The 18,279-nt window shown below is 68.0% G+C and carries 18 protein-coding genes; 12 read left to right on the top strand and 6 right to left on the bottom strand.

The features are described from left to right. Positions 1 to 173 precede the first annotated feature (173 nt). On the top strand, positions 174 to 1,379 hold the full coding sequence (locus ABZS29_RS01065) for an ROK family transcriptional regulator (RefSeq protein ID WP_355457351.1): 1,206 nt from the start codon (positions 174 to 176) through the stop codon (positions 1,377 to 1,379). On the opposite strand, the gene ABZS29_RS01060 is transcribed toward ABZS29_RS01065, so the two are convergent. Next, on the bottom strand, positions 1,376 to 2,617 hold the full coding sequence (locus ABZS29_RS01060; RefSeq protein ID WP_355457349.1) for a family 16 glycosylhydrolase: 1,242 nt from the start codon (positions 2,615 to 2,617) through the stop codon (positions 1,376 to 1,378). The two genes, ABZS29_RS01065 and ABZS29_RS01060, sit on opposite strands and share 4 nt — an antisense overlap. Before the next feature lie 244 nt (positions 2,618 to 2,861). Between ABZS29_RS01060 and ABZS29_RS01055 the strand changes: the two genes are divergently transcribed. The 3 genes from ABZS29_RS01055 to ABZS29_RS01045 all read left to right on the top strand — a co-directional run bounded on the left by ABZS29_RS01055 (position 2,862) and on the right by ABZS29_RS01045 (position 6,048). Beyond that, positions 2,862 to 4,757 (top strand): ricin-type beta-trefoil lectin domain protein, encoded by a 1,896-nt coding sequence (locus tag ABZS29_RS01055; RefSeq protein WP_355457348.1) that lies wholly within the window; start codon positions 2,862 to 2,864, stop codon positions 4,755 to 4,757. 103 nt (positions 4,758 to 4,860) lie between these two features. Beyond that, positions 4,861 to 5,691 carry a MerR family transcriptional regulator gene (locus ABZS29_RS01050; RefSeq protein ID WP_355457346.1) on the top strand — a complete coding sequence of 277 codons (831 nt, stop codon included), beginning with the start codon at positions 4,861 to 4,863 and terminating at the stop codon, positions 5,689 to 5,691. Between the two features lie 3 nt (positions 5,692 to 5,694). Continuing rightward, positions 5,695 to 6,048: a VOC family protein gene (locus ABZS29_RS01045; protein ID WP_355457345.1), complete on the top strand. Its 354-nt coding sequence runs from the start codon at positions 5,695 to 5,697 to the stop codon at positions 6,046 to 6,048. A gap of 82 nt (positions 6,049 to 6,130) precedes the next feature. On the opposite strand, the gene ABZS29_RS01040 is transcribed toward ABZS29_RS01045, so the two are convergent. From ABZS29_RS01040 to ABZS29_RS01020, 5 genes are all read right to left on the bottom strand, one after another. After that, positions 6,131 to 6,763 carry a histidine phosphatase family protein gene (locus ABZS29_RS01040; RefSeq protein WP_355457344.1) on the bottom strand — a complete coding sequence of 211 codons (633 nt, stop codon included), beginning with the start codon at positions 6,761 to 6,763 and terminating at the stop codon, positions 6,131 to 6,133. Positions 6,764 to 7,076: 313 nt separating this feature from the next. Then, a complete protein-coding gene (locus ABZS29_RS01035) occupies positions 7,077 to 7,829 on the bottom strand; it encodes a sugar isomerase domain-containing protein (RefSeq protein WP_355457342.1) in 753 nt (250 codons plus the stop codon). Then, the gene (locus ABZS29_RS01030) at positions 7,816 to 8,970 is read right to left on the bottom strand and encodes an amidohydrolase family protein (protein ID WP_355457341.1); all 1,155 of its coding nucleotides are present in this window, start codon (positions 8,968 to 8,970) and stop codon (positions 7,816 to 7,818) included. The genes ABZS29_RS01035 and ABZS29_RS01030 overlap by 14 nt, the downstream gene beginning before the upstream one ends. Then, positions 8,967 to 9,716, bottom strand: coding sequence for a 6-phosphogluconolactonase (locus ABZS29_RS01025; protein ID WP_355457339.1), 750 nt, complete (start codon positions 9,714 to 9,716; stop codon positions 8,967 to 8,969). Before ABZS29_RS01025 ends, ABZS29_RS01030 begins: the two co-directional genes overlap by 4 nt. A gap of 25 nt (positions 9,717 to 9,741) precedes the next feature. Next, on the bottom strand, positions 9,742 to 11,274 hold the full coding sequence (locus ABZS29_RS01020) for a glycoside hydrolase family 3 N-terminal domain-containing protein (RefSeq protein WP_355457338.1): 1,533 nt from the start codon (positions 11,272 to 11,274) through the stop codon (positions 9,742 to 9,744). Positions 11,275 to 11,427: 153 nt separating this feature from the next. Between ABZS29_RS01020 and ABZS29_RS01015 the strand changes: the two genes are divergently transcribed. From ABZS29_RS01015 to ABZS29_RS00980, 8 genes are read left to right on the top strand one after another with little or no spacing between them, the layout of a single operon-like run. After that, a complete protein-coding gene (locus tag ABZS29_RS01015; protein WP_355457336.1) occupies positions 11,428 to 12,732 on the top strand; it encodes an extracellular solute-binding protein in 1,305 nt (434 codons plus the stop codon). Next, positions 12,729 to 13,652 (top strand): sugar ABC transporter permease, encoded by a 924-nt coding sequence (locus ABZS29_RS01010; RefSeq protein ID WP_355457335.1) that lies wholly within the window; start codon positions 12,729 to 12,731, stop codon positions 13,650 to 13,652. The genes ABZS29_RS01015 and ABZS29_RS01010 overlap by 4 nt, the downstream gene beginning before the upstream one ends. Further along, entirely contained in the window at positions 13,649 to 14,467 is an 819-nt protein-coding gene (locus ABZS29_RS01005; RefSeq protein ID WP_355457333.1) for a carbohydrate ABC transporter permease, read from the top strand. Before ABZS29_RS01010 ends, ABZS29_RS01005 begins: the two co-directional genes overlap by 4 nt. Next, positions 14,464 to 14,658 (top strand): hypothetical protein, encoded by a 195-nt coding sequence (locus ABZS29_RS01000; protein ID WP_355457331.1) that lies wholly within the window; start codon positions 14,464 to 14,466, stop codon positions 14,656 to 14,658. The genes ABZS29_RS01005 and ABZS29_RS01000 overlap by 4 nt, the downstream gene beginning before the upstream one ends. Then, a complete protein-coding gene (locus tag ABZS29_RS00995) occupies positions 14,655 to 15,683 on the top strand; it encodes a LacI family DNA-binding transcriptional regulator (protein WP_355457330.1) in 1,029 nt (342 codons plus the stop codon). Before ABZS29_RS01000 ends, ABZS29_RS00995 begins: the two co-directional genes overlap by 4 nt. Positions 15,684 to 15,705: 22 nt before the next feature. Then, positions 15,706 to 16,530: a LamG-like jellyroll fold domain-containing protein gene (locus ABZS29_RS00990; RefSeq protein ID WP_355457328.1), complete on the top strand. Its 825-nt coding sequence runs from the start codon at positions 15,706 to 15,708 to the stop codon at positions 16,528 to 16,530. A 38-nt stretch (positions 16,531 to 16,568) separates the two neighbouring features. Beyond that, positions 16,569 to 17,219 carry a DedA family protein gene (locus ABZS29_RS00985; protein ID WP_355457326.1) on the top strand — a complete coding sequence of 217 codons (651 nt, stop codon included), beginning with the start codon at positions 16,569 to 16,571 and terminating at the stop codon, positions 17,217 to 17,219. Positions 17,220 to 17,247: 28 nt separating this feature from the next. After that, positions 17,248 to 17,862: an NAD(P)H-dependent oxidoreductase gene (locus tag ABZS29_RS00980; protein WP_355457325.1), complete on the top strand. Its 615-nt coding sequence runs from the start codon at positions 17,248 to 17,250 to the stop codon at positions 17,860 to 17,862. Positions 17,863 to 18,279 lie beyond the last annotated feature (417 nt).

Genomic DNA, 18,279 nt, shown 5'->3' with positions numbered 1-18,279 from the left:
CGGTTCCGTAGAGTGAAGCCGAGTGACCCAGGTCTCGTCAATCACGGCGCGGTAACGAAACCGCACTTAATTCACATCTTGGAAAAAGTCTCCCCTTCCGGGTCGGCCGCCCGGCGTGATGAACTCTGGTTCAGCGGCCCACCGGAGGCCGGAGCAGGCAGGGGCTGGCAACGATGGAGTATCGGCGGACGACGGTGCGGGACATGCGCCGGTCCAACCGATCGGTGATTCTCACCGACATCTACCGCGACGGTCCGCTCAGCCGGCAGGAGCTGAGCGTGCGGACCTCGCTGAGTGCGGCCAGCGTCAGCAACCTGGTCACCGAGATGATTGCCGAAGGCATCGTCGAGGAGGCGGGCTCGGTCGAGTCCGAGGGCGGCCGGCCGCGCGTCCTGCTCCGGGTGGCTCCCGGCTTCCGGTACGTCGTCGGCGCCGAGGTCGGCGAGACGCTGGTCCGCGTCGAGCTGTTCGACCTCGCGCTGAAGGTGGTCGCCACGGTCGACCGTCCGATCGACGCCCCGGAGCCCGAGGTCGTCGTGCGGCACGTGCTGGAGGGACTGGCGAGTGTGCTCAGCACCTCCGGCGTACCGGCGGATCGTGTGCTGGGACTGGGCGTTGCGGTCTTCGGGATCGTCGACGCCAATGCCGTCGTCCACGCGCAGACGCTCGGGTGGGACGGCGTACCGCTCGGCCGAATGCTTGCCGAAGGCACCGACATCCCGATCCTGGTGGACAACGGCGCGAACACGCTCGGCCAGGCCGAGATGTGGTTCGGCGCCGGTCGTGGTGCGACGGACGCGGTGGTCGCGCTGGTCGGTTCCGGCGTCGGCGCCGCCCTGGTCGCCGGCGGATCCAGCTATCGCGGAACCCGCAGCAGTGCGGGCGAGTGGGGCCACACCACGATCATGTACGGCGGCCGCGAGTGCCGGTGTGGCGCGAAGGGCTGCCTGGAGGCGTACGTCGGCGCCGAGGACGTCCTCGACCGCTATCGCGAGGCGGGTGGCGCGGAGCTGACGGCCACCGACGAGGAGGCGGCGTTCGCCGAACTGCTGGTGGCGGCGGAGACGTCGGAGCCGGCGGCAACGATCATGGCCGACACCATCGGCTATCTCTCGGCGGGCTTCGCGAACCTGGTCAACCTGGTCAACCCCGAGCGGATCGTCCTCGGCGGCTGGGCCGGTCTGTTGCTGGGGGAGCGCTACCTGCCGCGCCTGCGCGAGGAGGTCGGCCGGCACGCGCTCCGGCAGCCGTACTCCCAGGTCTCGATCGTGCTGTGCGAACTGGGTCGCGACGCCGTCGCACTCGGCGCCGCGACCCTTCCGATTCTGCGGTTACTGCGGGACGGCGGCGTACTGCCGTCGGCCAGAGTCCTTACCTAGCTGACGTTCCACTTCTGGTTGCCGCCGCCGGTGCAGGTCCAGATCTGCGTCGGGGTGGCGTTCGCCGAATTGTTGCCGGTGACATCGAGACACTTGTTGCGGTTCACCAGGTCCTTGGCGCCGGTGTAGGTCCACTGCTGCGCCGTGTTGCCGTTGCAGGTGGCGATCTGGACTCTGGTGCCGTCCGCGGTTCCGGCGTTCGCGACGTCGAGACACTTGCCGAGGGCACGGATCGTCCCGTCGCCGGGACGGCTCCACGACTGGGCCGCCGTACCGTTGCAGTCGTAGAGCTGGACCGTCGTACCGTCGTTCGCGTTGGCGCCGGCGACGTCGAGACACTTGCCGGCCAGGCCGGTGATCTGTCCGTTGGTGCCGCTGCTGTCGAGGGTCGAGACCCGGACGTAGTCGATCGTCATCGTCTGCGGCATCACGGTGGAGCCGTCCGGGTAGCCCGGCCAGCTTCCGCCGACCGCGACGTTCATGATCATGAAGAACGGGTGGTTGAAGACCCACTGGTCGCCGCCGAGGTCGGCCGGCGTCCGGCGCTGGTACTGAACGCCGTCGACGAACCAGGTGATCGAGTCCGGCGCCCAGTCGACGCGGTAGGTGTGGAAGTCGTTGCGGAACGGCTGCCCGTTCGGCGAGTTGTACGCCGCGCCGATGCCCTCCGCACCGGAGTAGCCCGGGCCGTGGATCGTGCCGTGCACGGTGTTCGGCTCCCGGCCGATGTTCTCCATGATGTCGATCTCGCCGTTGTTCGGCCAGCCGCCGCCTTGGGCGCCGAGCATCCAGAACGCCGGCCAGACGCCTTGCGTGCCGGGGATCTTGATCCGGGCCTCGAAGCGGCCGTAGGTCTGGGTGAACGTCTGCGCGGTGAGCAGCCGGGCCGAGGTGTACTCACAGGTGCCGTAGTGGCACTGGAAGCCGCCGCTCTCACGGCGGGCGGTGATCACCAGGTTCCCGTTGCCGTCCTTGGCGGAGTTGCGGGTGCTGTTGGTGTAGTACTGGCGCTCGGCGTTGCCCCAGCCGGAGCCACCGATGTCGTAGCGCCACTTGTTCGAGTCCGGCGCCTGTCCGGCCGGACCGTCGAAGTTGTCCTCGAAGGTCGTCGCCAGGACCGCGGCGGCGGCCTGCGGAGCTTGTTGCTGAGCCTGTGCCGGTGCCTGCAGCAGGCTGGTGCCGATGATCGCGGCACCGGTCGCGACGACGGCCGCGACGCGGGAACGCTGGAACTTCATGCGTGCCTCAATTCTCACGGGGGCGGAGCAGGAAAAAGAGACCGGGATGTGGTCCCGCAGCTTGCTGTGAGAACGCTTTCACGTCAAGGCCGGGACTAAATAAAAGACCTGAAAAAAGTCCTGCCGTGGCGTTGACACGGGTCGGCACGGATGGTTCTCTCGTGCTGACACACCGTTGCGGCGCGGGCAGACGCCACAACACCGCCCCCTGTCTGAATTTCCTTGCGCACAAGGGAGACTGCCCATGCCCGCGAACGGGTTGTTCCGTCCTGCTCGCCGACGCCGCGCCGTACCGGTCGCGGTGGCCGCGCTGAGCGTGGTCGCCGCCGGCCTCGGCCTCGGTACGGCGACCGCCCCGGTGGCCCAGGCCGCCGGCGAACAGGTCAACGTCTATCTGACCACCACCAACGACTCGGCCGGCCAGAACGTGACCCGCGGTCTGCAGCAGCAGACGCCGGTCAACTTCGGCCCGGCCGGCGGTACGGCGAACCAGACGATCACGGTCAACGAGAACACGACGTACCAGTCCTGGGAGGGTGGCGGCGCGTCCTTCGCCGACAGCTCCGCGTGGCTGCTGAACAGCAGCAACACGATCTCGGCCACGACCCGCAATCAGGTGATGAAGGACCTGTTCGATCCGGTCAACGGGATCGGGCTGTCGTTCGTCCGGAACCCGATGGGCGCCTCCGACCTGGCCCGGTTCAACTACTCGTACGACGACACCTGCTGCGACCTGAACGACTTCACGATCAACCATGACCTAGCCGACGTCGTACCGCTGACCAAGCAGGCGCGGCAGCTGAACCCGTCGCTGAAGGTGATGGGGTCGCCGTGGAGCGCGCCGGCCTGGATGAAGGACAACAACAAGTTCACCAACCGCGGCTGGCTGAAGGCCGAGTACTACCCGATGTACGCGCAGTACTTCGTGAAGTACGTGCAGCAGAACGAGGCCCAGGGCAACCACATCGACTACGTCACGGTGCAGAACGAGCCGACCTGTTGCGGCACCGACGACACCGGCTACGCCTCGATGAACTGGAACGGCGCCGGTCTGCTGAACTTCACCAAGAACCACTTGTTCCCGGCGTTCCGGGCGGCCGGGATCACCACCAAGGTGATGGTGCTCGACTACAACTGGGGCAACTACAACGACCTCGGCTCGGTCCCGCTGGCCGACGCCGGCCTGCGCAACGATCCGCTGTTCGGCGGCATCGCCTGGCACGGGTACGGCGGTGACGTGAACCTGCAGACGCAGATCCACAACCAGTACCCGGCGGTCAACGCCTACATGACCGAGCACTCGGGAGGTACCTGGATCCCGAACCAGCAGGTCGAGGACATGAACAACCTGATCGACTACACCCGCAACTGGGACAAGTCATGGGTCAAGTGGGGGCTCGCCCTCGACCAGAATCACCTCCCGTACGTCGGTGCCGGGTGCAACGTGTGTACCGGCTTGGTGACGGTGCAGCGGGGCGGCAGCCGTGCGGGTCAGGTCGACAAGACGGTCGAGTACTACACGATGGGCCACCTGACGAAGTTCGTCCGGCCTGGTGCGCTGCGGATCGACTCGACGGCGAACAGTTCGGTGAAGAACGTGGCGTGGAAGAACCCGGACGGTTCGAAGGCCCTGATCGCCTTCAACACCACCGGTGGTTCGCAGTCGGTGCGGGTGAACTGGGGCTCGCAGTCCTTCGTCTACACGCTGCCCACGAAGACGTCGGCCACTTTCGTGTGGAGCGGTACGCAGGGTGGTGGCGGCACCGGCGGTCAGATCACCGGTCTGGCCGGGAAGTGCATCGACGTCGCCGGCGCGAACTCGGCCGACGGTACGGCGGTGCAGCTGTATGACTGCAACGGCACGGCCGCCCAGCAGTGGACGCGCTCGGGCAACACCCTCCAGGCGCTCGGCAAGTGCCTCGATGTGACCGGCGGCGGCACGGCTGACGGCACCCGGGTCCAGCTGTGGACCTGTGTCGCCGGGAGCCCGAATCAGCAATGGACGTACTCGAACAACGACCTGGTGAATCCACAGGCCGGGAAGTGTCTGGACGTGACCGGCAATACCTCGGCCAATGCGACCCCGCTGCAGATCTGGACTTGCAGTGGTGGAGCCAACCAGAAGTGGACGCTCTCCTGAGCTGAGGTCCTGCCAAGGCCCGCCCGGCCGCCCCCGGGCGGGCCTCGGTATTTGACCCTTGGCATTTGACCCTCCGGCTACCGGAGGGTCCAAGCTAGGTCGCATGACGGCGACAGTGACGGTCGGCGAGTTCTCTCGGATGACCTACCTCAGCGTGAAGACGCTGCACCACTACCACGAGATCGGGCTGCTCGCGCCCGCCTCGGTGGACCCGTCGACCGGGTACCGGCGCTACGGCACCGACCAGGTCGGCGTCGCGCTGCTGATCCGGCGGCTCCGCGATCTGCGGATGCCGATTCCCGACGTACGGGCTGTGGTGATGTCGACCGACGACACGCTGCGCGAGGAGACGCTGCGCGCGCACCTCGACCGGATGGAGCGTGAGCTCCAGGTGACGCGTGACGTGGTCACCTCACTGCGCAGTCTGCTGACGTCCGCGCCGGAGCCGTTGCAGGTCGAGTACCGGTATATCCCGCCGTTCCGGGCGTTCGGCGTACGGGATCGGGTCGAGCGGGAGGCGATCGGGCCGTGGTGCGTCGACGCGTTCGGCCGCCTGGACTCGTTGGCCGAACTGCATCAGATCCGCGCCACGGCGGGAGCGACGTACAGCGATCACTTCTTCACCGAGGACGCGGGTGAGGTGGTCGCGTTCCTGCCGGTCGCGCCGACCCAGGAGCCGGCCGACGGCTTCGAGTTGGTCGACCTGCCCGGCGGGTACTTCGCCATCGCCGTCCATGCCGGTGCGATGACCGACTTCGACCGCACGTACGGCGGACTCGGCTCGCATGTCGCCGAGCACTGCCAGGTCGCGCCCGGGCCGATCCGCGAGCTGTACGTCGTCGCGCCCGGGGACATCCCCGATGAGGCCGGCTACCGCACCGAGGTCTGCTGGCCGATCCAGCAGCTTCCTCCTTCCCTTGTATCGAAAGGCTGAACCATGTCCATCACGCTCGAGAACATCGCCTTCGACTGCGCCGACGCAGCCGGCCTGGCCGCCTTCTGGGCCGCCGTACTGTCGGCCGAAGTGGATGCCGACGGCAACCAGTTCTTCGCCACCGTCAACCGCGCCGCTGCCGGCCCGACGCTGATGTTCCTCCAGGTCCCCGAGCCGCGCACGGTCAAGAACCGCGTCCACCTCGACCTCGCCACCGCCGACTGGTCCACCGAACTCGACCGCCTGCTCAGCCTCGGCGCCCAGCGCCTCGAAGAGCACGACGAGTACGGCACGCACTGGATCACCCTCGCCGACCCCGAAGGCAACGTCTTCGACCTCGCCGAACACAAGCCCTAGTCGCCGGCCCACCTTGAGCACGGTTCAGCCAGCCGCGCAGCCGGAATGCGGTTGGTGGGTGCACAAAGCGCCCGGACCGGTGTTACTCGACGGGGTGCAGGTGGGTGGTCTCGTTGAGGGCGATGACCTGGTTGCTGTGGTGGGTGTCGTTGCGGCGAAGCGTGGTGATGCTGCCGGCCTTCAGGGGGAAGAAGCCCCGGTCGGTAGCGGTCATGGGCATGCCTAGCCAGGCGAGGATCAGGTAGCTCGTGGCGGAGCCGTGGGAGACGACGATCTGGGTCTCGGCGGGGCTGCTGAGGATGTCGTCGAGGGCCGGGTAGAGGCGTTCGACCAGAGCCAGCCGGGTCTCGGCGCCGGCCGGACCGTCGTGGTGGGCAAGGCGATCGCCGGACTCCGGGAGTGGGATCCGGCGATCGTCGAGCCACGACTGCGGGCGGCCGTCGGCTTCACCGTTGGTCCGCTCGCGCAGGCGCGGGTCGGTGTGGACGTCGACGCCAAATCTCTGCGCGAGGTGCTCCGCGGTCTGGGCGGTCCGGCGAAGGTCGGAGGAGTAGATCTCGACGGGGCGAGCGCCGATCCGGCTCGCCAGTACGTCGGCGATGCGCTCGGCCTGCTGGTGTCCGCGAGGCGTCAGCTCGGAGTCGTACCAGCCGCCGACGACCCCGTCGACGTGATGCTGCGCCTCAGGATGTGTCACGAGGTACAGGTGTCTCATAGCCCGACTCCTTCAACCGGCTGCGCGAGGTCCGAGCCTTTCATGCCTCGCACCACCAGCAGCCATCAGCACCAGCACCAACACCAGCGCCCAGCCGTCAGCTGCCGCACCAGCAGCCACCAGCACCAGCACCAGCCGTCAGCTGCCGCGACGCAGCCGCCGCCCCACACCTCCAGCCGCCCACCCCAGTGCGCATTTGAACGGATCTCCCCTGAAAGTGCTGGTTCTCCCCTCAATATTTGGGGGGGAGAACCAGCACAATGCGTGGATATCCCCTCAAATTGCGGGTGGGGGGCGGAGCGTGTGTGGGTGGTTAGAGGTGGGGGATTCGGGGGCGGTAGCGGGCGGCGGTTTGGGCGTTGTGGGTGTCGGCGCCGGGGGTGTAGGTGGAGCGCCAGACGGTGGTGGTTCGGGCTTGGTCGACCGCGGTGGCGAGGATCGCGTGCAGGGCGAAGGAGTTGAGGACGGTGGAGGCGCCGGCTACTCGGAGGGTGGGGGTGAGCTCGAGGAGGGCGTCGGCGGTGGGGACGTGGGTGTCGACGTGAATGTCGGCCAGGTCGGCGAGGGTGGTGGTGGGTTCGGCGCGGGCTGGGTGGTCGGCGGGGAGAGCGGCGGTGGCCGCGGGGGTGGTGAGGGCGATGACTTGGGCGCCTAGGGAGCGGGCGGTTCGAGCTGCGTTGAGGGCGGCCGCGTTGATGCCGAAGGCGTTGACGATGATGAGCGGGTCGCCGGGGGAGATGCCGGACGCGGCGATGACTGTGCTGCCGTGGTTGGTGGCGCGTTCGGCTTGTGTAGAGGCGAGTGCGCCGGCGGCGAGGGTGGTGCCGGTGTCACTGATCGGTACGACGTTCGCCGGGCAGCCTGCGCGATAGAACACGTCCTGTACGGCGATCGCCGAGTGAGCGCCGGGACCGTAGACGTAGATGAGTCCGTCGCGACGAAGCTGATCCGCGATGACGCCCGCCGCGCGGTTGATCGCCTCGGCCTCATCACGGGCGACAGCGTTGATCGCGGCAGTCAGCCGAGCGGCGTACTGCTCGAGCACCGTGCGGTCAGAGGAGGGCACGGTGGGTCCAATGGCCGGCGCGGAGGGTGGCTTGGACTGTTAGGTCGGGGGCGAGGACGGCTAGGTCGGCGTCGTAGCCGGGCGTCAGGCGGCCTTTGCGGTGGGCGAGGTTGAGGACTCGGGCTGGGCGGGTGCTGGTGGCGGCGACGGCTTCGGGGAGGGGCCAGCCGAGGTCTCGGTGGAGGTGGGCGAGCATGCCGTCGAGCGGAGTGGTGCTGCCGCCGAAGGCGTTGGCGCCGACGACCATGCCGACGCCGGCGGCGACTTCGCAGTCGATGATGCCGAGGCGGTATCGGTAGCCCTCGGGCATGCCGGCCCCGGCGGTGGCGTCGGAGACGGCGACCAGCCTGTCGCCGAGGCAGCGGCGGGCGATCTCGATCAAGGTCGGCGGGAGGTGGTGGCCGTCGGCAATGATCTCGCCGATCAGGTTGGTCGAGGCGAGGGACTCCTCGAGGAGACCGGGGACGCGCCATGGGCCTTCGCGGACGAGGCTGGACTGACAGCTCCACAGGTGGGTCAGGTGAGTCAGACCACTGTCGACGGCGGCGGCCAGCTCCGGGGCGCGGGCTTCACTGTGGCCGGCGGCAACTACTATCCCGGCCGCGGTGAGACGGCGAGTGAACTCCGGTACGCCGGGGAGCTCCGGCGCGACGGTGACCATGGTGATGAGACCGTTGCGGGCTAGCAGGCGGTCGGCCTCGTCCGTGGTGGGCGGGCGGAGAGCGGCCGGGTCGTGGGCGCCACATTGGGAGACTGCTAGGTACGGTCCCTCGAGGTGGACGCCGTACAGGGCTTCGTTGGTGTTGAGTGCGAGCGCGTCGAGCTGGCGGTCGAGTTCGTCGGGGTGAGCGGAGACGAGTGACGCCTGCAGGGTGGTGACGCCGTGCCGGGCGTGGAAGTCGAGCACCTGCTGATGGGCGGCCGGGTCGGGGTCATCGAAGGAGTGACCGCCGCCGCCATGGACGTGCAGATCGATCAGCCCGGGCACGATCGTGGAGCCGGTCAGGTCGTGCACCTCGGCACCGGCCGGTACGTCGGTCGCCGCGACGATCGCCTCGATCCGGCCATCGCGGATGAGCAGCGCCTTGCCCTCGACGAGATCGTCGTCGAGGACGAGGGTCGCTCCGGACAATGCGATCAACGGGGGTCCGACTCGTGGTCGAGGAAGAGGCGGACACGCGGGTGCGTGCGGAGCGCCGTACCGGGGTGGTGGGGGCCGATCGGGCGGGTGAGCGTGTCCTGGACGGCCTGGCGTTTCGCGGCGCCGGGGACGGAGGCGATCACGTCGCGCGCGTTCAGCAGACGGGGGATGGTGACGGTGACGGCATGCGTCGGTACGTCGGCGAGCCGGGCGAAGTGCCCTTCGTCGACCTGCTGGCGGCGACTGGTCTCGTCGAGCGCGACCACCTTGGCGGCGCGTGGGTCGTCGAGGTCGGCCGGCGGGTCGTTGAACGCGAGGTGACCGTTGACGCCGAGGCCGAGCAGGACGACGTCGAAGGGGGCGTCGCCCATCAGCTGCTCGTAGTGCTGGGCAGCTGCTTCCGGATCGGCGCCGGGAGCGACTGGGTGGAACGTTGCCTGAGACACCTTGTCGAGGAAGGTCTGATGCAGCCAGGTTCCGAATGCCTGCGGTGCTTCGGGCGCGAGGCCGACGTACTCGTCCATGTGGAAGAACTCGACCCGGCTCCAGTCGATCTCCGGTTCCGTGGCGAGCGCGACCAGCGTCTCGGCCTGGCTCGGCGCGGCGGCCAGCATCACCCGCGCACCGGACGTCCACTCGATCGCCTGCCGGATGCGCTCCGCCGCCCAAGCACCAGCGGCGCGCCCGAGCGCGGACCGGGTCGGGTGGGTGCTGATCTGCGGGGCATGGTCGATGCCGACGGTCATGCAGTTCTCCTCTGCGGGGTTCTCTCTAGCACAGTACGTCGAGTGCGGCGTGGACGGCGGCGTCGGTGACGATCTCGAACGCGTCCATGGCGGGGACGCTGATCACGCGGTCGGCCACATCGCCGAAGGTCTGGGCGGGGAGAGTCGAGTTCACGATCACCGCGGGGCAAGGGTGCGTGATTGCCGCTGCCACGTCTTTCCACTGCTGGGCCGCAGGGATCGGGCCCGGGCCGAAGATCGGGATCAGCTGTGCGCCGGGGTGGTGGGCGGCGACCCGATCTAGTACGCCGGGGGTGAGGGGCTCGGCGGCGAGCCGAATCGACAGCCCACGCTGGACTCCCAGCTCTGCGAATCGCCGTGCGAGCTGAGAATCCCCAACCACCACAAGAGATTCACCGAGACCGACCGCCGACCTGTTGGTGTGGAGGTCGACTGTGCTTGCGCGGTGGGGGTCGGTCCAGGGAGTGGGGATGTTGGGGAGGGAGGGGAGCGGGGGTTGCGGGAGGTGGAGGTTCAGGTGGGTTCGGGCGACGAGGAGGCGGCGGACGCTCGCGTTCAGCGCGGACTCGGTGAGGGCACCGTGCCGCAATGCTTCAACGAGGTGGTTGATGATGGGCGCGATCTCGTCAGGGGTGCACTTGACGTTGGCTACGTCGGCGCCGGCTTGGAGGGCCAGGAGCGCCGCGGCGGCGGGGGTGTGGTGGCGGGCGACGGCATCCATGTGGAGGGCGTCCGTGATGATGATGCCGTCGTAGCCCAGGTCTTGGCGGAGCCAGCTGCGGTTGACGGTGGGGGAGAGGCTGGCGGGGACGTCGATGCCCAGGGCGGGGTACGCGATGTGGGCGACCATGATGGAGGCGACGTCGGCGGCTACAGCGTCGGCGAAGGGTGGCAGGTGGATGGACTCGTGGTCGGCCGGGGTGCGGTTGACGACGGGTTGGGCGAGGTGGCTGTCGACGCTGCTGTCGCCGTGGCCGGGGTAGTGCTTGGCAGTCGCCAGTACGCCGTTCTCCTGGTAGCCGCGGATCTGGGCGGCACCGAGCTCACCGGTCGCCGCGGCCGGTACGCCGTACGCGCGGACACCGAGGATCGGGTCGTCGGGAACGCTGACGACATCGATGCACGGGCTGAAGGTCCAGTGGAAGCCGACGGCGCGGGCCTCGATCGCGGTCGCGGCGGCGACGCGGTAGGCGAGGTCGGGGTCGCCGGAGATGCCGATGCCGCGCGGGTAGGGGAAGTGGGTGCCGCTTCGACCCAGCGAGTACATGATCCCGGCCTCGAGGTTGCCGCTGATCAGCGCCGGCGGTAGGCCTGCGTCGGCGCAGATCCCGGCGACTCGCTCGTGGTAGGCGGTCGCCGTGGAGGCGGGGAGGTCGCGGACGCTGTGCAGGGTGCCGACGCCGAGCTCCAGCGCGCTCCGGGTCGCCGCATCCGGGAGGCCGTCCGGGCCGACAGCGGGCAAGACGAGCAGGCAGTGCGCGATCTTCCGGGCGGGGGTCAGCCGGTCGAGCCAGTCGTCGATCCAGCGGTCGGCGGTGGCGCTCAGCGGTGCGGGCATTCAGGTCACCTCGTGTCAAAGGTTTGCACAGAACCATGATCACGGAATGAATTCATGGGCGACTATCCGTTGACCAGTGGAGATCCCGAGCCTACTGTACGGCTACGGTTTGTCAAAGGTTTGCACAGACCGGCCATCCCGAGAGGAGTTGCCATGGCAGTGCGGGGACGAAACGCGCGGTTCGCAGCGATCACGGCCGGAGCCGCGCTGCTGCTCGCCGGCTGCGGTCTCGGTGGGTCCGCCCAGCCTGAGGCCGACACGTCGGGCGCGGTGACGGGGTCGATTACGTTCCAGACCATTCAGTTGTCGCCGACCTTCGACGACTACATCCACGGCCTGATCGCCGGCTTCGAGAAGGCGCATCCGGGCGCGAAGGTCGAGTGGACCGACATCCCGAGCGATGCCGCCGCCCGCAAGGTCAGCGCGGACTCCGTCACTCAGAAGCTGCCGGACGTGATGGACCTCGACGTCGCCACGCTCGCGCCGCTCGGTCGCCGGGAACTGGTCGTCGACATGGCAACCGCGGCCAACGACGTCAAGGACAGCTACGTTCCCTCGGCCTGGAACTCGTTCGCCTACACGGGCACCGCGATCGCCGCCCTGCCGTGGTACCTGAACACTCCGGTCCTCATCTCCAACCAGTCCGTGCTGAAGAAGGCCGGCCTCGACGGCCGACCGGCCCCGGCGAACTACGACGAACTGATCGAGCGCTCCCGGCAGATCGCCGCGAAGGCGAAGGTCGCCGGCTTCCAGCCGACCGAGAGCGCACTCACGAGTTCGTTGCTGACGATCGGCGTACCGCTGGTCAGCGAGGACGCGACGCAGGCGAAGGTGAACACGCCCGAGGCGCAGAAGTTCGTCGCGGCGCTGGCCGAGCTGTACCAGGTCGGCGGCATCCCGCAGGACAGCGTCAACGCCAAGGAGCGCAGCGAGATCGAGACCTTCTCCGACGCCAAGACGGCGTACCTGGAGGCGGGCGGCTCGCGCCTCAAGATCATCAAGCAGAACTCACCCGCCGTGTACGGCGAGGTTGCGGTCGGCAAACCGCTGGGCGACGCGGCGAAGCGGACCTGGGTCGTCGCGCACGGACTCGCCGTACCGAAGAAGTCGGCGAACCCGGCGACCGCCCTGGCGTTCGCGAAGTTCGTCACCTCGGCGGAGAATCAGCTTGCTCTGGGCAAACAGTCGAGTGTCTTCCCGAGCACGCTTGCCTCGCTCAACGATCCGTACTTCACCTCCGGCGACGACAAGGACCTGACGGTGGCGGCCCGCAAGATCGCGGCCGACAGCCTGCACAGCGACCGGACGATCGTGAAGTCGGCGGCCGTCGACACGGAGTACTCGAAGGCGCTGTGGGCGGCAGTCCAGCCGGCGATCATCGGCAAGGCCGATCCTGCTGCGGCACTGGCTGACGCCGAGACCAAGCTGACGAAGATTCTCAAGGACCGTCGCCAGTGACCGCCGTGGCGACCGGAGTCCGGGTGCAGGTGAGTCGCAAGGTGAAGACGCCGCGCAAGTACCGCTGGTACGTGCCGCTGTTCTTCGTCGGGCCCGCACTCGTCCTGCAGATCACGTTCTTGTTCGTACCGCTGGCGAACACGTTTATCCTGGCGTTCACCAACGCCAGCACGATCGGCGGTGGCACGTTCACCGGGCTCGCGAACTTCTCCGAGCTGATCGCGGACCCGGCGTTCTGGAATGCGGTCGGCCGGACGTTCCTCTACATGCTGATCGCGGTGCCGGCGCTCACGATCCTGTCGACGTGTCTCGCCGTACTGGTGAACACCCGGCTCCGCGGCTCAGGCGTCGTACGGTCGCTGTTGTTCTCGCCGATGGTGTTGCCGCTGGCCGTGATCGCGGTGGTGTTCCAGTACCTGTTGAACTCCGACGGCCTGGTCAACGAGGTCCTGCAGGGGCTGCACCTCGTCAGCGCGCCGGTGCCGTTCCTGAACGATCCGACGTTGGCGCTGATCAGCCTGACCATGGTGACGGTCTGGAAGGGCTGCGCGCTCTACACCCTGATCACCGTCGCCGCACTGCAGAACGTCTCACCCGAACTGGACGAAGCCGGCCAACTGGATGGCGCCGGCTGGCTGCGCCGAACGATCAGCGTGACGCTGCCGCAGATCCGCGGTACGACGATCATGATCGCGATCCTGGCCTCGGTCGCCACCCTGCGCGTCTTCACTGAGCCGTTCGTGATCACCGGCGGCGGGCCGGGCAACGCGACCGAGACGATCGTGGTCTACCTGTTCCAGAAGGGCATCGCGCCCGGCACGGACGCCGGCTACGCCTCCGCGATCAGCCTGGTGCTGTTCGCCTTCGTCCTGTCGGTCTCCGGGATCAGCTGGCTCATCTCGCGGAAGGGACGCGCATGACCAAGGAGAAGCTGATCCGTTGGCCGCTGATGATCCTTGCCGCCGGCACCGTTCTCGCGCCGTTGCTGTGGCAGGTGACGATGTCGCTGAAGAGCTCCGGCGAATCCGCGGTCGGCTTCCCCGGGACGTTGCTGCCGAAGCATCCGACGTTGGACAACTTCGCGACCGCCTTCACCGAGATCCCCCTGCTCCGGTACGTCGGGAACTCGCTGCAGATCGCGGGATTCGGGATGGTCACGAACCTCGTGCTCGCCACGCTGACCGGCTACGCGCTGGCCCGGATCCCGTTCCGCGGCCGGACGCTGTACACAACCTTGCTGTTGGCAACGGCTGCCTTGCCGTTCGAGGTGATCCTGGTCTCGACCCTGCTGGTGTCCCGCGGGCTGCACCTGAACGACACCTTGATCGGTGTCGTCCTGCCGCAGGCGGTCTCGATCGTGTCGATCTTCGTGATGCGCCAGGCGTTCGTGCGGATTCCCGGCGAGCTCGCCGAGGCCGCTGACATGGACGGTGCGGGACCGTTGCAGGTGTTCTGGCACATCATGCTGCCGTCGGTCCGCGGCTCGCTCGCGGTCATCGCCGTACTCGGGTTCCTCGACTCCTGGGACCACTTCATCTGGCCGCTGGTCTCGCTCAGCGATCCGTCGAAGTACCCGGTGAATGTCGGGGTGCAGTACCTGTCCGGGACGTTCTCGGCCGATCAGCGGGTGATCTCGGCCGCGGCGATCGTAGTGATGCTGCCGCCGCTGCTCGTGTACTTCGTGATGCAGAAGCAAGTCTTCCGCGGTCTGGCCGAAGGAGCGCTGAAGGGATGAGCGTCGACCTGAGCTTCGATGCCGGAACGCGGAGACTTGTCGACAAAGCGCAGGCGGATCAGGCCGGCTTTCAAGCGGCGACGACGCATCCGTTGCGCAAGGCACTCAAGGACGTCGACCGGGTCGTCGACACTGGTAGCCTCTTCGCCGAGCTGGGGTCCGGCTGGGCCCGTCGGGAGGCAAGCGCATGACACCCAGAACCAAGCCAGCGACTCTGAAGGACGTAGCGGAGGCAGCCGGGGTCTCGATCTCCACTGTGTCCCGCGTCTTCTCCAGTCCCGGCCGCATCTCTCCGGAGACGTCGGACCGGGTCCGCGAGGTCGCCCGTCGCCTGCGGTTCACCCCGAACGTAATGGCTCGCTCGCTGATCACCGGTACGTCGCCCAACATCGGACTGGTCGTCCCGGACATCTCCAACCCGTACATGACCACCCTGCTCAAGGCAGCGCAGAAGGTGTCGCGCGGGCACCAGACCGGCATCTTCGTCGCGGACACCGACGACGACGCTGACATCGAGCGTGAGGTGTGCGAGCAGTTCGCTCAGCAGAGCCGCGGAGTGATCCTGTGCGCGCCACGGATGACCGCCTCACACATCCGCGAGCTCAGCGGCATTGTGCCGCTGGTGCTGGTCAACCGGATCGTCGAAGGCATTCCGAGCGTCTACACCGACTCCCGGTCGGCACTGCGCGAGTTGCTGGACGAGTTGGTCGAGCAGGGTCACCGCCGGGTCGGGTACCTGCCGGGGCCGGCCGGTTCGTGGTCGAACAAGCAGCGGGCGCGCACAGTTGCCGACCGGGCCCGGGCGCTCGACATCGAGCTGGTGCGGCTGGATCCGACCGACGGTACGCACGCGGACGGCGTACTGGCTGCTGAGCAGGTACTCGCGCTCGGGATCACGGCGGTGATGGCGTTCGACGACGTACTGGCGGCCGGTCTGGTCGAGGGACTGCGTCGGCGCGGCAAGTCGGTGCCCGAGGACGTCAGTGTCACCGGGCACGACGACATCCTCTCCGAGCTCGTGCACCCCGGGCTCACCACTGTGACCGGGCAGAGCGCCCGGGTCGGTCAGCTGGCGATCTTGCGGCTGCTCGACAGTTCGGGACCGGTCGCGGGGTCGGGCCCGGAGCCGGGCGTGCTGTCGGACGAGTCGGTCGGCGTCAAAGCCACGGTCGTCCGCCGGCACTCGACGGCCGCACCGCGGACGCGTTCCGACTAGTCAGCGCTTTTGGGAGGCAACCATGTACCGACTCGCAGTTGCGGTGATCGCCTTGGTGTCGTTGCTCTCGCCCGGCACTGCTCATCCCACGCATCGCCCATGCGTCTCCGCCTACGACACCGCTGTGCTGCAGGACGGTCCGGTCGCCTTCTGGCGGTTGGCGCAGCCGGGATCGAGCAGTGAAGCCTCGGCCGTGGGTGGCTCCGCGCTGACCGGCACGTACGGCGGGACGCGGTCGGCGACCACCTTGCCGAACGGCGACCCGGCGACCGCCTTCGACGGTGCCACCGGGTACTTCCAGGTTGCGGACAACGCGAAACTCAGTCCGGCGACGACTGGCGTGTTCACGCTGGAGGCGTGGATGCGGCCGGACACGCTCGAGTTCCCGCATGTGCAGGGCAGTGGGTATGTGCACTGGATGGGCAAGGGCGAGGCGGGTCAGCACGAGTACGTGTCGCGGATGTACTCGCTGACCAACACGGAGAACCGGCCGAACCGGATCTCGGGCTACTTGTTCAACCACACCGGCGGGCTCGGCGCCGGCTCCTACTTCCAGGACGCGATCAGCGCCGGTACCTGGATCCACTATGTGCTCGTCATCAACGCTAACGCGAAGAGCGCGACGTACCCGAACGGCTACACCAAGATCTACCGGGACGGCGTACTGCGCGACACCGATGACCTGAGCATCTCCGGCACGGTGATCGTGCCGAGTGACGGTATGGCGCCGTTCCGGGTCGGGACGCGTGACTTCCTGTCCTACTTCCAGGGTGCGGTCGGCAAGGTCGCGGCCTATAACAAGGAGCTGACCGCAGCCCAGGTCGCTGCACACCACAGCGCGATGTGAGGTGACTCAGGGTTGTCCCTGATGGGTACTTTGGCCGCATGACTGCACTCCAAGCGGCTGAGGAACCGACCGGTATCGCGGGCTGGGCCATCGACCTGATGGAGAAGCTGGGCGCACCCGGCGCCGGTCTGGCAGTCGCTGCGGAGAACCTTTTTCCGCCTCTGCCCAGTGAAGTGATCCTCCCGCTGGCCGGGTTCGCGGCCAGCCGCGGCGGCCTCGGCCTCGCCGCCGCGATCGTCTTCACCACGCTCGGCTCGGTGGTCGGCGCCCTCGCCCTGTACGGCGTGGGCGCCGGCCTCGGCCGCAGCCGCACCCGCGCGCTGGCCGCGAAACTGCCGCTGGTGAAGGTCGAGGACGTCGACAAGGCCGAGGACTGGTTCAACCGTCATGGCGCGAAGGCGGTGCTGATCGGCCGTTTGGTCCCGGTCGTCCGCAGTCTGATCTCAGTGCCGGCCGGGGTCGAGCGACTCTCGGTGCCACTGTTCGTGCTGCTGACCACGATCGGCAGCGGTATCTGGAACACCTTGCTGATCGTCGCCGGCTATCAACTCGGCGAGCGCTGGCACGTGGTCGAGTCCTCGGTCGGCGTCCTCCAGTGGGCCGTGCTGGGTGGTGCGGTCGCCGCGGTGGCCTGGTTCGTGATTGTCAAGCTTCGGGCCCGTAGTTCAGCATCTGAGAAAGTCAAGTAGCGGGCCCGACTTTGATTACGCTCGCCCCATGCCCTCCATCGCGTTCGAACCCCAGGTTGTCCCGGATCCGCCGGTCTGGCCGCAGTCGGTAGTCACCGTCGTCGGCAACCCCAAACCCGCTTCCCGCACCGCAGCTGCCGCTGCCTCGGTCGCTGAATTGCTGGCCTCCGAGCTGGGAACGCCGTACCGGATCGACGAGCTGGTCGATCTGGTGACGATCGCCCCCGCGATCTTCCAAGGCGACGCTGCCAGCGAGGAGGATCGCGCTGCGCTGGAGAGCGCGATTGAACTCGCCGCCTCGGCGTCGGTGATCGTGGTCGCGACACCTGTCTACAAAGGCAGCTACACCGGATTGCTCAAGAGCTTCCTCGATGTGCTGCCCGCCCGCGCGCTGGCCGGGGCGGTCGTCGTACCGGTGACTGTGTCGGCTGCGCTCAGTCACAAGCTCCTCGCTGATCAGCACCTGCGCCCGGTGCTGGCCGAGCTGGGTGCGAGCGTCCCGGTCCCCGGCGTGATCCTCGAAGAGCGTGATCTGGAAGACCTCCAGGTAGTCCTGGCCACCTGGCTCCGCACCAACGCCAGCATCATCCAAGCCACCACCACCGCGCTTCAGCCCGTCGCCGAACCGACGCCGCTGCACTAACGGCAGTGCTCGGCCTACCGTGCAGGTATGGATGAGCGGGTGGAACGCAACCGGGCCGGGTGGGATCTGCGAGCCGCGGCGCACGCGGTCGGCACCTCTGACTTGTACGACGTGGACGGGTTTCGGGCCGGCGGGAGTTCGCTGCGACCGTTCGAGCTGGAGGCACTCGGCGACGTGCGCGGTTGGCGGTCGAGGTGGGATTGGCCGCACGGTTCGTCCAGGCCGACGTGTACGACGCGGCCACATCACCCGCCTCGACGAGTTCCCGGTGGACCTTCGCCAACGCCGCCCCACCATTCGCCCAACCCCCGAAGGCTTCTGGCGCCTCCCCGGCGACCCCATCCCCCTCCTCCTAACCTGCCAAGCCAAACGCTAGTCGTGAGTCTCTAGGGTCCATCCGACGAAAAACTGCCGACT

It is taken from the genome of Kribbella sp. NPDC005582, from assembly GCF_040605415.1.
Classification (GTDB): domain Bacteria; phylum Actinomycetota; class Actinomycetes; order Propionibacteriales; family Kribbellaceae; genus Kribbella.
Note: the sequence above shows the minus strand (reverse complement) of the source record. Positions and strands in the feature narration are given on the sequence as shown.

Bases quoted from the DNA above. Each gene is read 5' to 3' on its own strand.
- ABZS29_RS01065 (WP_355457351.1), top strand. From the start codon at position 174: ATGGAGTATCGGCGGACGACGGTGCGGGACATGCGCCGGTCCAACCGA.
- ABZS29_RS01060 (WP_355457349.1), bottom strand. From the start codon at position 2,617: ATGAAGTTCCAGCGTTCCCGCGTCGCGGCCGTCGTCGCGACCGGTGCC.
- ABZS29_RS01055 (WP_355457348.1), top strand. From the start codon at position 2,862: ATGCCCGCGAACGGGTTGTTCCGTCCTGCTCGCCGACGCCGCGCCGTA.
- ABZS29_RS01050 (WP_355457346.1), top strand. From the start codon at position 4,861: ATGACGGCGACAGTGACGGTCGGCGAGTTCTCTCGGATGACCTACCTC.
- ABZS29_RS01045 (WP_355457345.1), top strand. From the start codon at position 5,695: ATGTCCATCACGCTCGAGAACATCGCCTTCGACTGCGCCGACGCAGCC.
- ABZS29_RS01040 (WP_355457344.1), bottom strand. From the start codon at position 6,763: ATGAGACACCTGTACCTCGTGACACATCCTGAGGCGCAGCATCACGTC.
- ABZS29_RS01025 (WP_355457339.1), bottom strand. From the start codon at position 9,716: ATGACCGTCGGCATCGACCATGCCCCGCAGATCAGCACCCACCCGACC.
- ABZS29_RS01020 (WP_355457338.1), bottom strand. From the start codon at position 11,274: ATGCCCGCACCGCTGAGCGCCACCGCCGACCGCTGGATCGACGACTGG.
- ABZS29_RS01015 (WP_355457336.1), top strand. From the start codon at position 11,428: ATGGCAGTGCGGGGACGAAACGCGCGGTTCGCAGCGATCACGGCCGGA.
- ABZS29_RS01005 (WP_355457333.1), top strand. From the start codon at position 13,649: ATGACCAAGGAGAAGCTGATCCGTTGGCCGCTGATGATCCTTGCCGCC.
- ABZS29_RS01000 (WP_355457331.1), top strand. From the start codon at position 14,464: ATGAGCGTCGACCTGAGCTTCGATGCCGGAACGCGGAGACTTGTCGAC.
- ABZS29_RS00995 (WP_355457330.1), top strand. From the start codon at position 14,655: ATGACACCCAGAACCAAGCCAGCGACTCTGAAGGACGTAGCGGAGGCA.
- ABZS29_RS00990 (WP_355457328.1), top strand. From the start codon at position 15,706: ATGTACCGACTCGCAGTTGCGGTGATCGCCTTGGTGTCGTTGCTCTCG.
- ABZS29_RS00985 (WP_355457326.1), top strand. From the start codon at position 16,569: ATGACTGCACTCCAAGCGGCTGAGGAACCGACCGGTATCGCGGGCTGG.
- ABZS29_RS00980 (WP_355457325.1), top strand. From the start codon at position 17,248: ATGCCCTCCATCGCGTTCGAACCCCAGGTTGTCCCGGATCCGCCGGTC.